Here is a 17,684-nt window from a genome sequence, read left to right on the forward strand (position 1 = left end):
TGTTTTCCTGTAAAGAAAACAAGATGGTAAAAGATAAGAAAGTGGAAACTTCATTAAACGGCATAAAAAAGGAATCTCAACATCAAATCAAAGAATTTGCAACTTTAGAATTTCGGAGATCATACGTTGGGCACGAGAATTTATCCGAGAGACAGCTTAAAGAATTATACAATTCAAATCCGACTTTGCTGATTGAAAGTACAACAGAAATGGTAAGCAATTTAAATCGAGCCGGATTAATGGATAAACAGGGTTTAGTTATTTCAAAATTTGAGAATAAAAAAGTAAAGAAATCATTTTTAGATAAAGAAAACAAATTAGAAATAAATTTTGACTATTATCCGGATCATAATTCTGAAATAAAAATTGTAGTAAAAGATCATGCAAAAAAGATTTATAAAACAATTGAGTTATCAGTAAGCTATCTTATTGGAGTCATTTTAAAAGATATTGATGGAGATAATTTAAAAGAAATTCTGATAGTAAAAGTAGGATATGTAGTGAACGGAGATAATTTTGATCTACAAATTTTAAAATATCAGTAAAGACTTCGTTCAATTTTCATAAAGGACGAGCTGAAGTAATACTCTGGATTACAAAATAATACCCCGAAATCAACATTCGGGGTAATTTATTTTAGTTATAAAAGCCTAATTGTCATTCTGAACAAAGTGAAGAATCTCACAATCATATAAACTTCCATCTCATCTACACCAAAGTTTTTCTTTCCCCGATCTGCTGTCTCCACATGGCATAATACAAACCTTTTTCTTCAATAAGATTAAGATGAGAGCCGGTTTCTACAATTTGTCCGCGTTCTAAAACGTAAATTCTGTCGGCGTGCATAATCGTGCTTAAACGGTGTGCAATAAGAACCGTAATCTGCTCTTTTTCCTTTGAAATTTCTTTAATGGTTGTGGTAATTTCCTCTTCGGTAATACTGTCCAGTGCAGAAGTGGCTTCATCAAAGATCAGTAAATGAGGTTTTCTCAGTAATGCTCTTGCAATCGCAATTCTCTGCTTTTCACCACCGCTTAGTTTTAGTCCGCCTTCTCCGATCACGGTATTAATCCCGTTTTCAGCACGTTCCAAAAGCGCGGTACAGCTTGATTTTTTTAAAGCCAGTTGCAAATCTTCTTCCGTTGCAGAAGGATTTACAAACAAAAGATTTTCTTTAATAGTTCCAGCAAAAAGCTGAGTGTCCTGCGTTACAAATCCGATCTGGTTTCTCAGTTCATCAAAATCAAATTCCTTTCCGTTGATATTGTTGTATAAAATAGAGCCTTCCTGCGGTCTGTACAATCCCACCAACAGTTTTACCAGAGTACTTTTTCCCGAACCGCTTGGTCCCACAAAAGCAATGGTTTCTCCGTTTTTTACATTAAAGGAAATAGAACTTAAAGCCTTATAATGCGCAGTCTGATGCTGAAAAGAAACTTTTTCAAACTCAAGCTCCTCAATAGCTCCGATTTTCTTCGGCGTTAAAGGTTTCGGTTCCACTTCTTTTTTCATCACCCGGTCGAAATTATTCAGCGAAGCCTGAGCTTCACGGTAAGAAATGATGATGTTTCCGATTTCCTGCATAGGTCCGAAAATAAAGAATCCGTAAAACATTAACGATAAATACTGTCCTGGAGTTACAATATTTTTAAAAATTAATAACAACAACGTAAATGTGATGATCTGCTGTAAAAAATTAACCAGAGTTCCCTGTACAAAACTCAGGGAACGGATACTTTTTACCTTTCTCAGTTCCAGATTCAGAATTTTATAGGTATTGTTGTTCAGACGTTCAACTTCCTGATTGGTCAGTCCCAGACTTTTTACAATCTCAATATTTCTGAGACTTTCCGTGGTACTTCCCGCAAGATTGGTTGTTTCGGTAACAATATTTTTCTGAATGGTTTTTATTCTCTTGCTTAATAAATTCGTTACCACTGCAATAAAAATAATTCCCACTACATAAACCGGCATAATCGACCAGTGCAGACGAATCGCGTACACAGAAACGAAAATAATACTCACCAGAATTCCAAAAAAGACATTAATGAAATTATTGATAAACTTTACAGAATCTTCACGTACTTTCGTTAAAATGGAAAGTGTTTCACCGCTTCTCTGGTCTTCAAATTCCTGAAAAGGAAGCCTCATCGAATGCTTCAGACCGTCCGTGAATATTTTAGCCCCAAATTTCTGAATAATCACATTCACCACATAATCCTGAAACGCTTTGGCAACACGGCTGATCATCGCAGTACCGATTAAAAGTCCTAAAAAGTAAAAAACACCATGATAGATATCAGTTCCGTAAAGATAGTCTTCCATATTTCGGGGAAGAGTTTTCTCTTTATCAAAAAAATTGGGATGGGTTACAAGTTTGTCTAATATGTTTCCTGTAATCGCAGGTGCAAACAAAGAAAAAACCTGATTTACAGCCGCTAAAATAAGCGATATAATAATCAGCCATTTATAAGGTTTGAGGTAATGTAATAAAATTTTCATCGTTTAAATTAAAAGATTACAAATCTACGACAATTTGCCTTTCAAAATTTATCATAGGATAAGAAAGAAAATTATTTCGTAATTCTGAAAAAATGGCTAATTTGGCGGGATAAGATTAAGCTATGCTGACTAAAGAACAAATTGCACAAAGAATTTCAAGAGAAGTAAAAGACGGATATTATGTAAATTTAGGAATCGGAATTCCCACATTGGTTGCCAACTACGTTCCGGACAATCTTTCGGTAGAGTTCCAGAGTGAGAACGGAGTTTTGGGAATGGGGCCCTTTCCTTTTGAAGGAGAAGAAGATGCAGATGTCATTAATGCAGGAAAACAGACGATCACGATTTTAGACGGAGGTTCCTTCTTCGATTCGGCGTTCAGTTTCGGGATGATCAGAGCACAGAAAGTAGATCTTACCATTTTAGGAGCGATGGAAGTTGCCGAAAACGGAGATATTGCCAACTGGAAAATTCCGGGGAAAATGGTGAAAGGAATGGGCGGAGCAATGGATCTGGTAGCTTCGGCGGAAAATATTATCGTTGCGATGATGCACGTAAACAAAGCAGGAGAAAGTAAAATACTTAAAAAATGTACGCTTCCATTAACCGGAGTAAACTGCGTGAAAAGAGTAGTTACCGAATTAGCCGTTTTAGATGTTACTCCTCAAGGTTTTAAACTTATTGAAAGAGCTCCGGGAGTTTCTGTGGAGCACATCATACAATCTACAGAAGCTGATCTGATTATTGAAGGAGAAATTCCGGAAATGCAGTTCTGATAAAAAATAAAAGCTGTTTCAATTGTCTGAAACAGCTTTTTTGTTAAGCTTCATTTATTTCATTCAAACCTATGAGCCTATAAAATATCTTCAGATTTCTTTAAAATAAAAATTTAAAACCGAAAGACAGCGTAGAGATTGCATTTCCGTTAGGTCCGAATACCGCCTTATTATAATCCGGTACTACAGTGGCAACATGAGCCAGAGAAAAATCTGTTGTTTTAATATCTTTTGTTGTTCCCGGATAGTTTTTAATTGTTGTATATGAAAGATTAGCCAGATTATAAGAAAATTCTACCGTAAAATTTTTGGTGAGAACATAATCTAATCCTCCGGAAACAGCCAGCCCTATCTGATTTACCTTGATATCACTATTCGGTACAGATTGTCCGTTTGCTGTCATTTTTGTTTTTCCTGAAATGATAGGAACTGCAAGTTGCCCGAAAAAGAAAAGTCCTCCGTGTATATTCCAGTATTTTCTTGCCAGAGGTTCCACCACCATAAGATTCGTTTTTAAAGTTACATTATCCGCAACCTGATTTTGAGATTTTACACCAATATTTCCTGCTGCAATTCCTACGGCAGTGGAAGGCCCCACAAAATAACCGGCGAGAGGAAGAATCGTAGTACTGGACGATTTACCGGTTTCCGAACCGTCATTTGTGCTTTGATAGCCAAATTGTGCAGTTGCAAACCAAGTTCCTTTTAGACCTTCTTGCTTTTCCTGTGCGTTGCATAGCCCCATTATTATCGTAGAGCCAGCTAATAACATTTTTTTCATGTTCCTAATTTTATTTATTTAACACGATCAAATTTAGGGGGTATTCATCTTTTTTTGTGATGATTTTCGCTGATATTTGTCATTTTGATATTTATCATTTTTGCTAAAAAATATAAATTTTATTTTTAAATTTACGGTATATTAAGCATTTTTATTATGTTATTTTTAATTAATAATTGTTTATTTTAAATTTTATATATTTAAAATATGAATTGAATTTTCAATTATTATTCATAAAATCAATATTCATTTTTTTTATTGAAGAAGCTAACTTTTATCATACTCCGGAATTCTAAAAACAACAGTTTGTTCGCTAACTTTGAGTATGCAAAATGGAGTTTAGTAAGTGATTTCTTTAAAAACAATTTAAATTTTGAATATTATGAAACAAAGAATTCCTGTATCTCAGATCATGACGAAAGACTTAATAACTCTTAATGTTTCGAATACACTGTATGATGCCGAAAAATTATTTAAGAATCACAAAATAAGACACATTCCTGTTGTGGAAGATAAAAAACTGCTGGGAGTATTAAGCTATTCCGATTTATTGAAAATCAGCTATGCAGATGTGGAAGAAGCAGAGGATGTTGAAACAGATGGAGTTTCTGCCGTAGTATATGATATTTTCAGCATTTCGCAGGTGATGACGAAAAGCCCGATGATTGTAGAACCCAATACAACCATTAAAGAAGTGGTGGAAATTTTATCTGAACAGAGCTTTCATTCTATTCCTGTAGTGGAAAATGGAGAACTGAAAGGGATTGTAACTACCACAGATATTTTAAAATATTTATTGAAACAATATTAAATTACAGATAGTACTTCTGCTTTATTTTGATATCGGATATTAAGCAGACAATTAACAGATTATCATGAATTAATCCCTTCAAAACCGGACATTTTGAAGGGATTAGATTTTAAATTATTTGCCGTCCTGCGCTCCGAAAACCTTCTGCAAAATACTTGTGGTTCTCATGGCGGGAGTATTTCGGATTCCGCTTTCTTTTTCTGCTACCATTTTGAAAACTCCGTTAATGGTTTCTGTGGTTACATATTCATTAAGATCTGTAGTTACAGCCTGTCCTGTAAAAGTATTGTATTTAGAAATAATATTGCTCCAGACTTTATCGGCTCCCACTTTTCCCAGTGAAGCTTTTACTTTTGGCTGAAACGCTGTAAATAATTGCGATTGAGTTTTAGTCTGTAAATAGTTTGTCGCTGCATTATTACTTCCCAGTAAAATATTTTTAGCATCCGTGATCGTCATTGAAGTAATCGCTTTTGTAAAGATCGGGGCAGCTTCCGTTACGGCATCTTCCGCAGCTCTGTTCAGCAATTTCACGCCCTGATCGGCAAGACTTCCCAACCCGATAGAGCGTAAAGTAGTGTCGATTTTTCTCAGTTTTTCCGGCATTAAGATTTTTACAGCTTCATTTTTCAGGAAACCGTCCGTTACACCTAATTTTTTCACGCCTTCATTCACACCCAGACTTAATGCTTCCTTTAGTCCCGAAGAAATCTGCGTTGAAGTAAGACTTCCGAGGTTGATTGGAGATGTGGTTGTAGTCGTTTTTGGAGTGGTTGCTGTTCCGCTGGTTTGAGCAGGAACTTTTGGATTGTTAAGATCAATTCCCGTCTGATCTTTCACGGTAGATTTTATAACATCTAAAATCTGTGCATGTGCAGAAACAGAAAATAAAAGTCCGCCCACCAATAGAAATGTTTTTCTCATCGTTTATTTTTTACAAAATTAGATGTTTTCTTATTTAATAAGTTAAATTACGTTTAAAAATTTTCAGAAAATAAGTATATTCGCTTAATCTTAAACTCACAAAATGCAGCGTTTTTTACTGGTACTTTCTGTGCTTTTTTCAAGTCTTTTTTTTACTCAAACCAGATTAAATTTAATTCCCTATCCGCAAAAGGTTGAATTAAAAACAGGGAATTTCGAGGTAAGCGGGAATACACTTTTCGTGGGAGACAAAAAATCGAATGAATACAAATATTTTATGGATAATTTTAAAAAAATCTATCCAAAAAATTCATCTCAAAACATAAAAAAAACAAAGCCAAATTTTATTTCGCTACTGTTAAATAAAGATTTAAAAATTGATAATAAACGAGAGTTTAATTCAAATTACATTATAAATATCAGCAACGAAATGATGATGGTTATTGGAAAGAACCCTGAAGGTCTTTTTCAAGGCATTCAAACTCTTTTACAATTAATAAAAACTTCAGAAGACGGAAAAATTCCCGCTCTCGAAATCCAGGATTCCCCAAAATTTCAATGGAGAGGAATGCATTTGGACGTTTCAAGACATTTTTTCACCGTTGAAGAAGTAAAACAATACATCGATTATCTTGCGATGTACAAACTCAATACTTTCCACTGGCATTTAACCGACGATCAGGGTTGGAGAATTGAGATCAAAAAATATCCGAAATTAACGCAGATCGGTTCAAAACGTAAAGAATCGATGATCGGAGCGTATGTTGATAATACCTTCGACGGAAAACCTTACGGACCTTATTTTTATACGCAGGATCAGATTAAAGAAGTCGTAAAATACGCTCAGGAAAGACATATTACCATAGTTCCAGAAATTGAAATGCCGGGTCACGCTTTAGCTGCATTGTCCGCCTATCCGGATTTAGCCTGTACAAAAGGATCTTTCGAACCTGCCACAAAATGGGGCGTTTTTGATGATGTTTTCTGTCCGAAAGACGAAACTTTTACCTTTTTAGAAAACGTTTTAGATGAGGTAATTGCACTTTTTCCTTCGCAATACATCCACATCGGAGGCGATGAATGTCCGAAAACAAGATGGAAAGAATGCCCTCATTGTCAGGAATTAATCAAAAAAAATAACCTGAAAGATGAGCATGGTCTGCAAAGCTATTTTATCCAAAGAATTGAAAAATATGTGAATTCAAAAGGCAGAAAAATTATCGGTTGGGACGAAATTCTTGAAGGCGGACTGGCTCCGAATGCCGCAGTTATGAGCTGGACAGGAATTAAAGGCGGGGTTGAAGCTGCCAAATCCGGTCATTTTGCCGTTATGACTCCCGGTTCTTACTGTTATTTTGATCATTATCAGGGAGATCCGGCGACGGAACCCAATGCTTTCGGAGGATTTACGCCTTTGGATAAGGTCTATTCTTACAATCCGATTCCCGAAGAACTGAATGCTGAACAGGCAAAATATATTTTAGGAGTTCAGGCAAATTTATGGACGGAGTATATTCTCGATTTCAAACACGTTCAGTATATGATTTTCCCGAGATTACTGGCGCTTTCTGAAGTGGGATGGGGAACTGCTGATCCTAAAAATTATAAGGAATTTGAAGGAAGAGTAGTAAATGAATTCAGAAATCTGGATAAAATGGGTGTGAATTACGCCAAAAGCATTTACAATGTTTCAGGGAAAGTAATTTCTTCTGAAAATGGAGTAGCTTACGAACTTTCAACCTCACAAAATCTGGATGGAATACGATATACAGTGGACGGAACAGATCCTTCTGCCAATTCTCAGACCTATAAAAATCCTGTTCAGATTTCAAAATCAATGACGGTTAAATCGGCTTATTTCGAAAACGGAAAACTGAAAAGTGCCATATCTTCACAAAGTTTCACGATATCCAAGACAACAGGCAAAAAAATCACTTTGGAAGAACAACCGAGCGAAAATTATTCTTTTGGCGGAGCTTTTACTTTAGTCGACGGAATTACTGGAAACCAAAAACAACTGGGAAAAACATGGCTCGGTTTTAATGGAAAAGATGTGGTAGCAACGATTGATTTCGGACAAAAAACTCAGTTTTCAGAGGTGTACTTTAATACTTTAGACAACAAAGGAAGCTGGATTCATTTCGCAAAATCTGCCCAGATTTTTGTGTCTGAAAACGGAACAGATTTTAAATTAATCAAAGAAATCGGAAAAGAAGAAATCCTTTCATCACAAGGAAAAATTAAAGTGAATGCAGGAAGTCAGAATTCAAAATACATTAAGATTAAAATAGAAAATGCAGGCATTATTCCTGCCGGAAATCCGGGTGCGGATTCTAAAGCGTGGCTTTTTGTTGACGAAATTGGCGTAAATTAGTCTTAGAAATTTTATTATGCAGGATTCAGTGCTTTCTTCAGAATTTACTTCCTCTCCGGAACTGGTGGAAAAGCTTTACAGATACGGAGTTACAAAAACCTATGAGGAAGGTGATATTATTCTCGATGAAAATTCGTCCATCCGTTCCATTCCGATTGTGATGAAAGGGATGATGAAGGTGATCCGCACCGAAGAAGACGGGAGGGAAATTCTTCTGTACTACATCAAAGCAGGAGAAAGCTGCATCATGTCTTTTCTGGGCGGAATGCATAATGAAAAAAGCATCGTAAAAGCGGAAGTAGAAGAAGATACCGAAATTCTGTTTCTGCCTGTAGACAAGGTTTCATTGTTTATTAAGGAATATCCGGAATGGCTCGATTATATTTTCAGGTTGTACCATAAACGTTTTGAAGAACTCTTGGATATCATCAATGCGATCGCTTTCAAAAAAGTAGATGAAAGACTGCTGAATCTTCTCCATAAAAAATCTGAAATTCTGAATTCCAAAACCATCATAATCACCCACGAACAGCTTGCCAATGAACTAGGAACCGCCAGAGTCGTCGTTTCCCGACTCCTGAAACAACTCGAAGATTCCGGAAAACTCCAGCTCGGACGAAATAAAATTATGATTTTAGAAGATTAGACAAATCTCTTTGCGATCTTATCTAAGTGAATAGTTTATGCTGAGCTTGTCGAAGTAGCTTCGCGAACTTAAAAACATTTAGTAGTCAAAAAAATCTTCGTGAACTTCGCGATCAAAAAATCTTACAAGTTCGCAAACTTAAAAAACACGCTATAAAAAATCCTTCTGTAACAAAAGTAGCGGTACACCTTTCCCAATATCTTCAATTTTGCATCATAAAGTTGAAAACATGGAAATTTTTGGATATCTCGCTTCTGTTTTAATAGGAATTTCGTTAGGTTTAATCGGTGGTGGCGGAAGCATTCTTACCGTTCCCGTTTTGGTTTACCTTTTCGGGTTAGATGCTTTTCTGGCAACAGAATATTCCCTATTTATTGTCGGAATCAGCAGTGTGGTCGGTTCAGTTTCCTATTTTAAAAAAGGATTGGTGAATTTTAAAACCGCACTTGTTTTCGGCATTCCGTCCATTATTTCCATTTTCCTGACAAGAAATTATATTGTACCCTTAATTCCCGATGAAGTTGTTACGGTCGGCAACTTTGTGGTAACGAAAGATATTTTGTTGCTTTTAATTTTTGCGGGATTAATGATTTTAGCTTCCTACAAAATGATTCAGAAAACTACAGATTGTGTTACCGAAACATCAGATTTACAGAAAAACAGTACCCTTTTGGCTGCAGGAGAAGGATCTGTTGTCGGAATTTTAACAGGTTTAGTCGGAGCAGGAGGCGGATTTATGATCATTCCTGCTCTTGTTAATCTCCTCAAAACCCCAATGAAAGCAGCCATCGGAACTTCGCTGGTTATCATTTCGCTTAATTCGCTCATCGGATTTTTCTCATCAATGAATGCTGTGAAAATCGATTGGAAATTATTAACCACCATTTCATCAATTGCCATTGTAGGCATCATCATCGGTTCGCAGTTATCTAAAAAAATCGACGGAAAAAAACTCAAACCTGCATTCGGATGGTTCATTCTTGTGATGGGAATTTACATCGTCGTTAAAGAACTTTTTTTGTAGTTTTTTCTTTATTAGGGCAGCTGTTTCCGCCCTCCGTTCCCGCTTTTTTGTTCCGTTGCGCTCCACAAAAAGAGCTCCACTCAGGTCGGGCTGCGAAAGATTCGGGGTAAAAAGTATCAAAGTTTAAATTTCTGAATGTAGAAAATATAATATCCTAAAGTCCAATCATTTAAAAGTGTTAGCATCTTTATGACACTCAAAAAGCATAGTAGTCAAAAAATCTTGAGTACATAGTGTTTTAACGTGAGTTTGATGTAAAAACAGTACAAAAGTATCAATAGGAATGGGCTTCAGCCCATTTTAATAATCAAGAAAACAATGGGCTTTAGCCAAAACTTGTACTTAAAGTTAATTTTAGAATAACCATGAAATTCAATCTCTTATAAGCTTTAGCGGCTTTGTGAAACTAAAAAAAATGTGTATTTAAAAAAACTCCGTGGTCTTTGCGTTCAAAAAATAAAACCCCTTCTGTAACAAAAGTAGCGGTACAGAAAATCCCAAACCAAGAAATTTGTATCAGAAAAAATAAGTAAAATTTAAAATCATAAAAAATGAAAATAGAACAGATTTATACAGGATGTTTAGCGCAGGGCGCTTATTACATTGTTTCTAACGGTGAAGCGGCAATCATAGATCCATTAAGAGAAACGCAGCCTTATATTGACCGTCTTAAAAAAGATAATGTTACGCTGAAATACATTTTTGAAACCCACTTTCACGCAGATTTTGTAAGCGGACATTTAGATTTAAGCAAAAAAACAAATGCATCCATTGTTTACGGACCGACTGCAAAACCTGAATTTGAAGCCATTATTGCAGAAGACAATCAGGTTTTTGAGGTAGGAAATATAACCATAAAAGTTCTGCACACACCCGGTCATACCATGGAAAGTTCATCTTTTCTTCTGATTGACGAAAACGGAAAAGAAACGGCACTTTTCAGCGGAGATACCTTGTTTTTAGGCGATGTAGGCCGTCCCGATCTGGCGCAGAAAGCAGCAAACATGACGCAGGAAGAACTTGCCGGTTTGCTTTATGAAAGTCTGTACTACAAAATTTTACCTTTGAATGACGATATTACCGTTTATCCGGCACACGGAGCGGGTTCTGCATGCGGAAAAAATATGCAGAAAGAAACAGTAGATTCATTGGGAAACCAGAAGAAAACCAATTACGCCTTGAATCAGAAAGATAAGGAAAGTTTCATCAAAGCGGTTACAGACGGACTTCTTCCGCCTCCTGCGTATTTTGGAATGAATGTGGCAATGAATAAAAAAGGGTACGACAGTTTCGATGAGGTCTTGGTAAAAGGTTTACAGGCGTTTTCTCCTGACAAATTTGAAGAAATGGCAGAACATTCCGGGGCTTTGATTTTGGACGTAAGAAACAATGAAGATTTTGCAAGAGGATTTGTTCCGCAATCCATTAATATCGGACTGAATGGCGATTTTGCACCTTGGGTCGGAGCTTTGATTGTGGATGTAAAACAGCCGATTCTGCTCATAACCAACGAAAACGAAGAGGAAGAAACCGTGATCCGATTAAGCCGTGTAGGATTTGACAATGTTCTCGGATTTTTAAAAGGAAGTTTCAACGCATGGAAAGACAGCGGTAAAGAAACCGATTCCGTTAACAGAATTTCCGCACAGCAATTCGAACAGGAAATTAAAGAAAAAGAAGCGAAAATTATTGATGTCCGAAAAGAGAGTGAGTACAATGCAGAACATATAGATGAAGCATTCAACAAACCTTTGGCATACATCAACGAATGGATCAGTTCAATCGATCCGGCAGAACATTTCTATCTTCACTGTGCAGGAGGTTACAGAAGTATGATGGCTGCAAGTATTCTTCAGGCAAGAGGCTACCGCAATTTTAGTGAAATTGAAGGCGGGTTCAGCGCAATTTCTCAAACAGACATTCCGGTAAGTGATTTTGTTTGTCAGAGTAAAATTTTAAAATAGATTTAACAAAGAAAGAGACAAAAGATCTTTGGAGATCCAAAATCAGGCAGAATAAAAATCAACAGAGTTATTTTGAAAAGAAAACTTAGCGCTCTTGGCGTTTAAATCCAAAAAATAGGTCAATTTCTGCTGAAGTCGATTTTATTTGCAATCTTTACATCAAACTCACGTTAAAATCATTAATCAGAATATAAAACAGTTTTAATACAAATACTTAATGTTAGAAATCATAAAAGAACCTTGGCCGTGGTACGTTGCAGGACCGTTAATCGGGCTTACTGTTCCGGCTTTGCTGATTTTGGGAAACAAATCTTTCGGGATCAGTTCATCGCTCAGACATATCTGTGCAGCCTGTATTCCTGCAAATATCGGCTTTTTTAAATACGACTGGAAAAAAGAACTCTGGAATTTATTTTTCGTTTTCGGAATTTTTTTAGGCGGAATCATTGCGTCCCAATTTTTAATGAATCCACAAGAAATTACCGTTAACCAGAATCTCAAAACAGAATTAGCAGCCTACGGAATTACAGATTACAGCAATCTCGTTCCGACACAGCTCATGAATTTTACCAGTCTTTTTACAGTAAGAGGATTTATTATGATGGTGGTCGGTGGCTTTTTGGTAGGTTTCGGGACGCGTTACGCGGGAGGATGTACAAGCGGACACGCCATCATGGGACTTTCCAACCTTCAGGGCGCTTCCTTGATTGCAACAATCTGCTTTATGGCAGGAGGCTTTTTAATGGCAAATGTTATTCTGCCTATAATTCTTTCACTTTAAATAAAAAAAATGACACAGGAAAAAGATAGAAGACATCAGGACAGCATTTGTACCAACGAAAGTCAGCTCAAGCACAAATGGTATCACAATTTAAAATACATGATCGTTGGAATATTGTTCGGAATTGTATTTGTAAAAGCAGAAATTATAAGCTGGTTCAGGATTCAGGAAATGTTCCGGTTACAGTCTTTTCATATGTACGGCGTTATCGGAAGCGCTATTCTAACAGGAATGATTTCCGTATTGATCATTAAAAAATTTAATATCAAAACCATTTATGGCGAAAAAATTTCTATTGCTCCGAAGAAATTTAATAAAGGACAAATTTATGGCGGACTGATCTTCGGATTTGGATGGGCCATAACAGGAGCCTGTCCCGGACCGCTTTTTGCACAGATCGGAACCGGAGCCTTTGCCGTAATCATTACTTTGCTGAGTGCCATTTTCGGAACTTGGGTGTATGGATATTTCAGGGAAAAATTACCTCATTAATTTTCAATAAAATCATTTGAGCGGTAGAAAATCTACCGCTTTTTTTATTTCATCTTCATGCGAAAAATCCTTAATTTGGAGCCAAATAAATCTGAGTATGCAAAGTAGAAGAAAGTTTCTGAAAAAATCTGCCGTCGCTTCACTGGCTTTAGCGGTAAATCCGTTGGATCTGTTAGCTAAAAATCAGCCTGAAAACAACAATACAGTCATTAATAAGCCGATCGTTCTTTCCACATGGAATTTCGGTTTAAAAGCCAATGAAGAAGCCTGGACGATTCTCGGAAAAGGAGGAAGAGCTTTGGATGCAGTGGAAAAAGGAGTCCGCCTTGTGGAAAATGATCCGGAAGAGAGAAGTGTAGGTTATGGCGGTCGTCCCGACAGAGACGGAAGAGTTACTTTGGATGCCTGTATTATGGACGAAAATTACAATATCGGTTCTGTTGCCTGTCTTGAAAATATTAAAAATCCGATTTCCGTAGCAAGGGCAGTAATGGAAAAAACACCTCACGTAATGCTGGTTGGAGATGGAGCTTTGCAGTTTGCCGTTTCGCAGGGATTCAAAAAAGAAAATATTCTCACTCCCGAATCCGAAAAAGAGTGGAAAGAATGGCTGAAAGACAGTAAATATCAACCGATCGTCAATATCGAAAATCACGATACAATCGGAATGATCGCTCTGGATGCGAACGGAAATCTTTCAGGTGCGTGTACAACGAGCGGAATGGCTTTCAAAATGCACGGAAGAGTAGGAGACTCTCCGATTATTGGTGCAGGTTTGTTTGTTGATAATGAGGTGGGTGCAGCAACAGCAACCGGTCATGGTGAAGAAGTGATCCGAACTGTAGGAACGCATTTGGTGGTAGAATTAATGAGACAGGGAAGAACGCCGCAACAGGCTTGTAAAGAAGCTGTTGAAAGAATTGTAAAAATTACACAGCGTAGAAATAAAAATCTGAAGGATATTCAGGTGGGTTTTATTGCCCTTAATAAAAAAGGAGAATATGGCTCCTACTGTATTCAGGATGGGTTTAATTTTGCGGTGTATGACCAGAAAGGAAACCGTCTGGAAAAACCAGGTTTTGCATTAAAATAGATGTAATCATCAATAGGAACGGGCTTTAGCCCGTTTTTCAAAATAAAAAATCCATTGGCTTTAGCCAAAACTTAGATTAAAAAAATGTCAAAAATAGAAATAGCGTGCTTCAATCCGGAATCTGCATTAATCGCTTTTGAAAACGGTGCAGACCGAATAGAATTGTGTGACGGATTAAGCGAAGGCGGAACCACGCCTGATTTTGAAACCGTACAACAACTTCGTGGAAAAATCAATATTCCAATCTTTGTGATGGTTCGTCCTCGTGGTGGAGATTTCACGTACACTGATGAAGAATTTGAGCAGATGAAATCAGATCTGATTCAATTAAAATCTTTAAACGTAGACGGTTTCGTATTCGGAATTCTGGATGAAAATGATGAGGTGAATAGTGAACAGAATAAAATTTTGGTTGAACTGGCAAAACCTTATCCATGTACATTTCATCGTGCTTTTGACCGTGCAAAAGATTTAGAAAAATCATTGGAAAAAGTTATTGAATGCGGCTTTACAACCATTCTGACTTCAGGACAGAAACCCAATGTTTCGGAAGGAAAGGAAAATCTTAAAAGATTAGTAGAGTTATCCAGTGGCAGAATAGAAATTCTTGTCGGTGGCGGACTTCGGTCATCCAATATTCAGGAAATACGGGAATTTACCAAAGCCGGATATTTTCATTCTTCCGCAATTACGGACGGTGGAACTTTTGCGAATGCTGAAGAGATTGTTGCTTTGAAGAATAAATAAATTTTCCAACTAAAAAATATATATCAAGTTTGTCATTCTGAATGAAACGGAGTGGAGTGAAGAATCTAAATATAAATGTTGAGATTCTTCCTTCGTCAGAATGACAAAGTAAGCGTTTGAATTTTACTAATAATCAATCTATTAATGAAAAAATCCATACTTTTTACTTTCCTTTTCATACAAATCTTGACCAACGCACAAACTTCAGAGCGTAATTTATCCTCTGAAAAATGGAAATTCAAAAATTCCAAAGAGAATAATTGGTTGACTGCTTCTGTTCCGGGAACTGTTCATTTGGATTTGATGAATAACAAGATCATTCCCGATCCTTATAAAGATGAAAATGAAAAAAAAGTACAATGGATAGAAAATGAAGACTGGGATTATCAGACTTCATTTAACATTTCCTCAAAGGATTTGGAAAATCAAAATATTGAATTGATTTTTAATGGATTGGATACGTTTTCCGAGATTTATTTAAATGGGAAATTGATTCAATCGACAGACAATATGTTCAGAAAATGGACAATTCCGGTTAGACAAAGTTTAAAGAACGGTGAAAATATTTTACAGGTAAAATTCAGATCTGCGGTAAATGTCGGAAAAGAATTAGCCCAAAAAGTTCCTTTCACCATGCCGGAATCTCCGAGAAGTTTTGTGAGAAAAGCGCAATATCAGTTCGGTTGGGATTGGGGACCAAGATTAGTGACGGCAGGAATCTGGAAAGACGTTAAATTGAATTTCTGGAACATTGCGAGGCTAGGTCATGTAAAAATCGAACAAAAAATTTTAACAAAGCAAAAAGCAGATTTAAATATTCATGCTGAAATTTTCACTAAAGAAGAAGGGAAATACAGTTTTTCAATTAACGGAAAATCTCAAAATATTTCTTTAAAATCCGGATTGAATTTAATTTCAATTCCTTATCAGATTCAAAATCCGAAATTATGGCAACCCAACGGTTGGGGCGATCCGAACTTATATGATATCAAAGTTTCTTTACAAAAAGATTCAAAAATAATTGCTGAAAAATCTGAAAAAATCGGACTGAGAACAGTGGAATTAATTCAGGAAAAAGATGCAAAAGGAAAATCGTTTTATTTCAAAGTAAACGGAAAACCAATGTATGCGAAAGGAACCAATTGGATTCCGGGCGACAGCTTTTCTCCGAGAATGACCAAAGAAAAATACCAAAAACTCATCAAAGACTGCAAAGAAGCCAACATGAATATGATCCGTGTCTGGGGCGGCGGAATTTATGAAGATGACGAATTCTACAAAGCCTGCGACGAAAATGGAATTTTGGTTTGGCAGGATTTTATGTTTGCAGGGAGCTTTTATCCGTCCGATGAAAACTTTCAGAAAAATGTTGAACTTGAAGTAAAAGATCAGATCGAAAGGCTTCAGAATCATCCTTCTCTGGCGTTGTGGTGCGGAAATAACGAAATCGATGAAGCGATCGTCAATTGGGGTTATCAGAAACAGTTTAAATATTCAAAGGAAGATTCGCTGCAGGTCTGGAAAGATTATAAGAAAATTTTTCATGAAGTAATTCCCAATTCCATTCAGAAATATGCGTCTTCCGATAAGCAAATCTATTGGGAAAGCTCACCGTCCATCGGATGGGGACATAAAGAAAGCCTTACGGAAGGCGATTCCCATTATTGGGGCGTTTGGTGGGGAGAACAGCCGTTTGAAATTTACAATGAAAAAGTTCCGCGTTTTGCTTCAGAATATGGTTTTCAGGGAATGCCAACATTGGAAACTACAAAATCCATGTTTTCAGGAAATCCTGATTTAAGCTTACAAAATGGAACCATAAAAGCTCATGAAAAGCATTCCAGAGGCTGGGAAATTATTGAAAATTACATGAAGCGTGATTATATCGTTCCGACAGATTTTGTGAAATACAATTATGTTTCGCAGTTGCTTCAGTCTCGCGGAATGCAGATTGCCATTGAAGCGCACCGCAGAGCAAAACCTTACAATATGGGAACTTTATACTGGCAACTCAACGATTGTTGGCCTGTCGTTTCATGGTCTTCCATAGATTATTCAGGAAACTGGAAAGCGCTGCATTATCAGGTGAAAAGGAGCTTTGAAAATCAGGTGATTTTAGTGGAAGAAAAGGAGGGAATTCTAAATTTTTACGGAATTAATGACGGATCTGATACAATTAAAGACGTAAGCTTAGAGTTTGAAGTTAATAATTTTAAAGGTGAGAATATTCTTGCTGCAGTTTCAACTCCGAAACAAAATTGGGAAGGAGCTGTAAAGTTTGATTCTTCATCTATCAATGAACTAGTCGGTGAGGCTGATAAAAATGAACTGTTTTTAAATGTAATTTTAAGAGGAAAAGATGAAAAAATAATTGCCGAAAGCAACTATTTCTTTGCAAAGCCAAAAGATTTAAAATTAACAAAACCCAACCTCAAAATCAGGAAAATATCTGCCACTGAAATTGAAATTTCCACAGATGTTTTGGCAAAAGACGTTTATCTGATAGGAGATACCCATTTCAGCGATAATTTTTTCGATTTGCTTCCAAAAACATCCAAAAGAATTACCCTTTCAAAACAATTGGAGAAAATAGAGGTAATGAGCTTGTTTGATACGATGAATTGATATTGGATTTATATAAAGCTGCTATTCTGAATATATACAGAAAGTTTACAAACGGAGTTCAGAATCGTAATTAAAAATACTTTGTAGCCAATGCAATAGATTCTTCCTTCGTCAGAATGACAAAAATAAAGTTTTTTGATAATG

General features: G+C 36.5%; 15 protein-coding genes. 12 read left to right on the top strand and 3 right to left on the bottom strand.

Features of this window, described 5'->3' with window-relative positions:
* Nucleotides 1-23: 23 nt before the first annotated feature.
* On the top strand, nucleotides 24-545 hold the full coding sequence (locus DD829_RS01970) for a hypothetical protein (protein WP_123906781.1): 522 nt from the start codon (nucleotides 24-26) through the stop codon (nucleotides 543-545).
* A gap of 163 nt (nucleotides 546-708) precedes the next feature.
* On the opposite strand, the gene DD829_RS01975 is transcribed toward DD829_RS01970, so the two are convergent.
* Nucleotides 709-2,502, bottom strand: coding sequence for an ABC transporter ATP-binding protein (locus tag DD829_RS01975; protein WP_108410454.1), 1,794 nt, complete (start codon nucleotides 2,500-2,502; stop codon nucleotides 709-711).
* 122 nt (nucleotides 2,503-2,624) lie between these two features.
* Between DD829_RS01975 and DD829_RS01980 the strand changes: the two genes are divergently transcribed.
* The gene (locus DD829_RS01980; RefSeq protein WP_108410453.1) at nucleotides 2,625-3,278 is read left to right on the top strand and encodes a CoA transferase subunit B; all 654 of its coding nucleotides are present in this window, start codon (nucleotides 2,625-2,627) and stop codon (nucleotides 3,276-3,278) included.
* Between the two features lie 100 nt (nucleotides 3,279-3,378).
* On the opposite strand, the gene DD829_RS01985 is transcribed toward DD829_RS01980, so the two are convergent.
* The gene (locus DD829_RS01985) at nucleotides 3,379-4,059 is read right to left on the bottom strand and encodes an outer membrane beta-barrel protein (protein ID WP_108410452.1); all 681 of its coding nucleotides are present in this window, start codon (nucleotides 4,057-4,059) and stop codon (nucleotides 3,379-3,381) included.
* A 382-nt stretch (nucleotides 4,060-4,441) separates the two neighbouring features.
* Here DD829_RS01985 and DD829_RS01990 point away from each other — a divergent pair, with 382 nt between their 5' ends.
* Nucleotides 4,442-4,870, top strand: a complete 429-nt coding sequence (locus DD829_RS01990) for a CBS domain-containing protein (protein WP_076393162.1) — start codon at nucleotides 4,442-4,444, stop codon at nucleotides 4,868-4,870.
* Nucleotides 4,871-4,984: 114 nt separating this feature from the next.
* Here DD829_RS01990 and DD829_RS01995 read toward each other — a convergent pair whose 3' ends face one another.
* Nucleotides 4,985-5,794 carry a DUF4197 domain-containing protein gene (locus tag DD829_RS01995; RefSeq protein WP_108409921.1) on the bottom strand — a complete coding sequence of 270 codons (810 nt, stop codon included), beginning with the start codon at nucleotides 5,792-5,794 and terminating at the stop codon, nucleotides 4,985-4,987.
* A gap of 103 nt (nucleotides 5,795-5,897) precedes the next feature.
* On the opposite strand from DD829_RS01995, the gene DD829_RS02000 reads away from it, so the two are divergent.
* The 9 genes from DD829_RS02000 to DD829_RS02040 all read left to right on the top strand — a co-directional run bounded on the left by DD829_RS02000 (nucleotide 5,898) and on the right by DD829_RS02040 (nucleotide 17,540).
* Nucleotides 5,898-8,168, top strand: coding sequence for a beta-N-acetylhexosaminidase (locus DD829_RS02000; protein ID WP_108409922.1), 2,271 nt, complete (start codon nucleotides 5,898-5,900; stop codon nucleotides 8,166-8,168).
* A gap of 16 nt (nucleotides 8,169-8,184) precedes the next feature.
* Entirely contained in the window at nucleotides 8,185-8,814 is a 630-nt protein-coding gene (locus tag DD829_RS02005; protein WP_108409923.1) for a Crp/Fnr family transcriptional regulator, read from the top strand.
* Between the two features lie 229 nt (nucleotides 8,815-9,043).
* A complete protein-coding gene (locus tag DD829_RS02010; protein ID WP_108409924.1) occupies nucleotides 9,044-9,838 on the top strand; it encodes a sulfite exporter TauE/SafE family protein in 795 nt (264 codons plus the stop codon).
* A 551-nt stretch (nucleotides 9,839-10,389) separates the two neighbouring features.
* Nucleotides 10,390-11,802, top strand: a complete 1,413-nt coding sequence (locus DD829_RS02015) for an MBL fold metallo-hydrolase (protein ID WP_108409925.1) — start codon at nucleotides 10,390-10,392, stop codon at nucleotides 11,800-11,802.
* A 217-nt stretch (nucleotides 11,803-12,019) separates the two neighbouring features.
* Complete coding sequence (locus DD829_RS02020) at nucleotides 12,020-12,583, top strand: YeeE/YedE family protein (RefSeq protein ID WP_108409926.1); 564 nt, start codon at nucleotides 12,020-12,022, stop codon at nucleotides 12,581-12,583.
* 9 nt (nucleotides 12,584-12,592) lie between these two features.
* Nucleotides 12,593-13,075 carry a DUF6691 family protein gene (locus tag DD829_RS02025; RefSeq protein WP_108409927.1) on the top strand — a complete coding sequence of 161 codons (483 nt, stop codon included), beginning with the start codon at nucleotides 12,593-12,595 and terminating at the stop codon, nucleotides 13,073-13,075.
* A gap of 97 nt (nucleotides 13,076-13,172) precedes the next feature.
* Nucleotides 13,173-14,168 carry an isoaspartyl peptidase/L-asparaginase family protein gene (locus DD829_RS02030; protein ID WP_108409928.1) on the top strand — a complete coding sequence of 332 codons (996 nt, stop codon included), beginning with the start codon at nucleotides 13,173-13,175 and terminating at the stop codon, nucleotides 14,166-14,168.
* A gap of 84 nt (nucleotides 14,169-14,252) precedes the next feature.
* On the top strand, nucleotides 14,253-14,915 hold the full coding sequence (locus DD829_RS02035; RefSeq protein WP_108409929.1) for a copper homeostasis protein CutC: 663 nt from the start codon (nucleotides 14,253-14,255) through the stop codon (nucleotides 14,913-14,915).
* A gap of 144 nt (nucleotides 14,916-15,059) precedes the next feature.
* Nucleotides 15,060-17,540, top strand: coding sequence for a beta-mannosidase (locus DD829_RS02040; protein WP_108409930.1), 2,481 nt, complete (start codon nucleotides 15,060-15,062; stop codon nucleotides 17,538-17,540).
* Nucleotides 17,541-17,684: the final 144 nt, after the last annotated feature.

Source organism: Chryseobacterium sp. HMWF035, assembly GCF_003094695.1.
GTDB lineage: Bacteria > Bacteroidota > Bacteroidia > Flavobacteriales > Weeksellaceae > Chryseobacterium > Chryseobacterium gambrini.

Bases quoted from the DNA above. Each gene is read 5' to 3' on its own strand.
- DD829_RS01970 (WP_123906781.1), top strand. From the start codon at position 24: ATGGTAAAAGATAAGAAAGTGGAAACTTCATTAAACGGCATAAAAAAG.
- DD829_RS01975 (WP_108410454.1), bottom strand. From the start codon at position 2,502: ATGAAAATTTTATTACATTACCTCAAACCTTATAAATGGCTGATTATT.
- DD829_RS01980 (WP_108410453.1), top strand. From the start codon at position 2,625: ATGCTGACTAAAGAACAAATTGCACAAAGAATTTCAAGAGAAGTAAAA.
- DD829_RS01985 (WP_108410452.1), bottom strand. From the start codon at position 4,059: ATGAAAAAAATGTTATTAGCTGGCTCTACGATAATAATGGGGCTATGC.
- DD829_RS01990 (WP_076393162.1), top strand. From the start codon at position 4,442: ATGAAACAAAGAATTCCTGTATCTCAGATCATGACGAAAGACTTAATA.
- DD829_RS01995 (WP_108409921.1), bottom strand. From the start codon at position 5,794: ATGAGAAAAACATTTCTATTGGTGGGCGGACTTTTATTTTCTGTTTCT.
- DD829_RS02000 (WP_108409922.1), top strand. From the start codon at position 5,898: ATGCAGCGTTTTTTACTGGTACTTTCTGTGCTTTTTTCAAGTCTTTTT.
- DD829_RS02005 (WP_108409923.1), top strand. From the start codon at position 8,185: ATGCAGGATTCAGTGCTTTCTTCAGAATTTACTTCCTCTCCGGAACTG.
- DD829_RS02010 (WP_108409924.1), top strand. From the start codon at position 9,044: ATGGAAATTTTTGGATATCTCGCTTCTGTTTTAATAGGAATTTCGTTA.
- DD829_RS02015 (WP_108409925.1), top strand. From the start codon at position 10,390: ATGAAAATAGAACAGATTTATACAGGATGTTTAGCGCAGGGCGCTTAT.
- DD829_RS02020 (WP_108409926.1), top strand. From the start codon at position 12,020: ATGTTAGAAATCATAAAAGAACCTTGGCCGTGGTACGTTGCAGGACCG.
- DD829_RS02025 (WP_108409927.1), top strand. From the start codon at position 12,593: ATGACACAGGAAAAAGATAGAAGACATCAGGACAGCATTTGTACCAAC.
- DD829_RS02030 (WP_108409928.1), top strand. From the start codon at position 13,173: ATGCAAAGTAGAAGAAAGTTTCTGAAAAAATCTGCCGTCGCTTCACTG.
- DD829_RS02035 (WP_108409929.1), top strand. From the start codon at position 14,253: ATGTCAAAAATAGAAATAGCGTGCTTCAATCCGGAATCTGCATTAATC.
- DD829_RS02040 (WP_108409930.1), top strand. From the start codon at position 15,060: ATGAAAAAATCCATACTTTTTACTTTCCTTTTCATACAAATCTTGACC.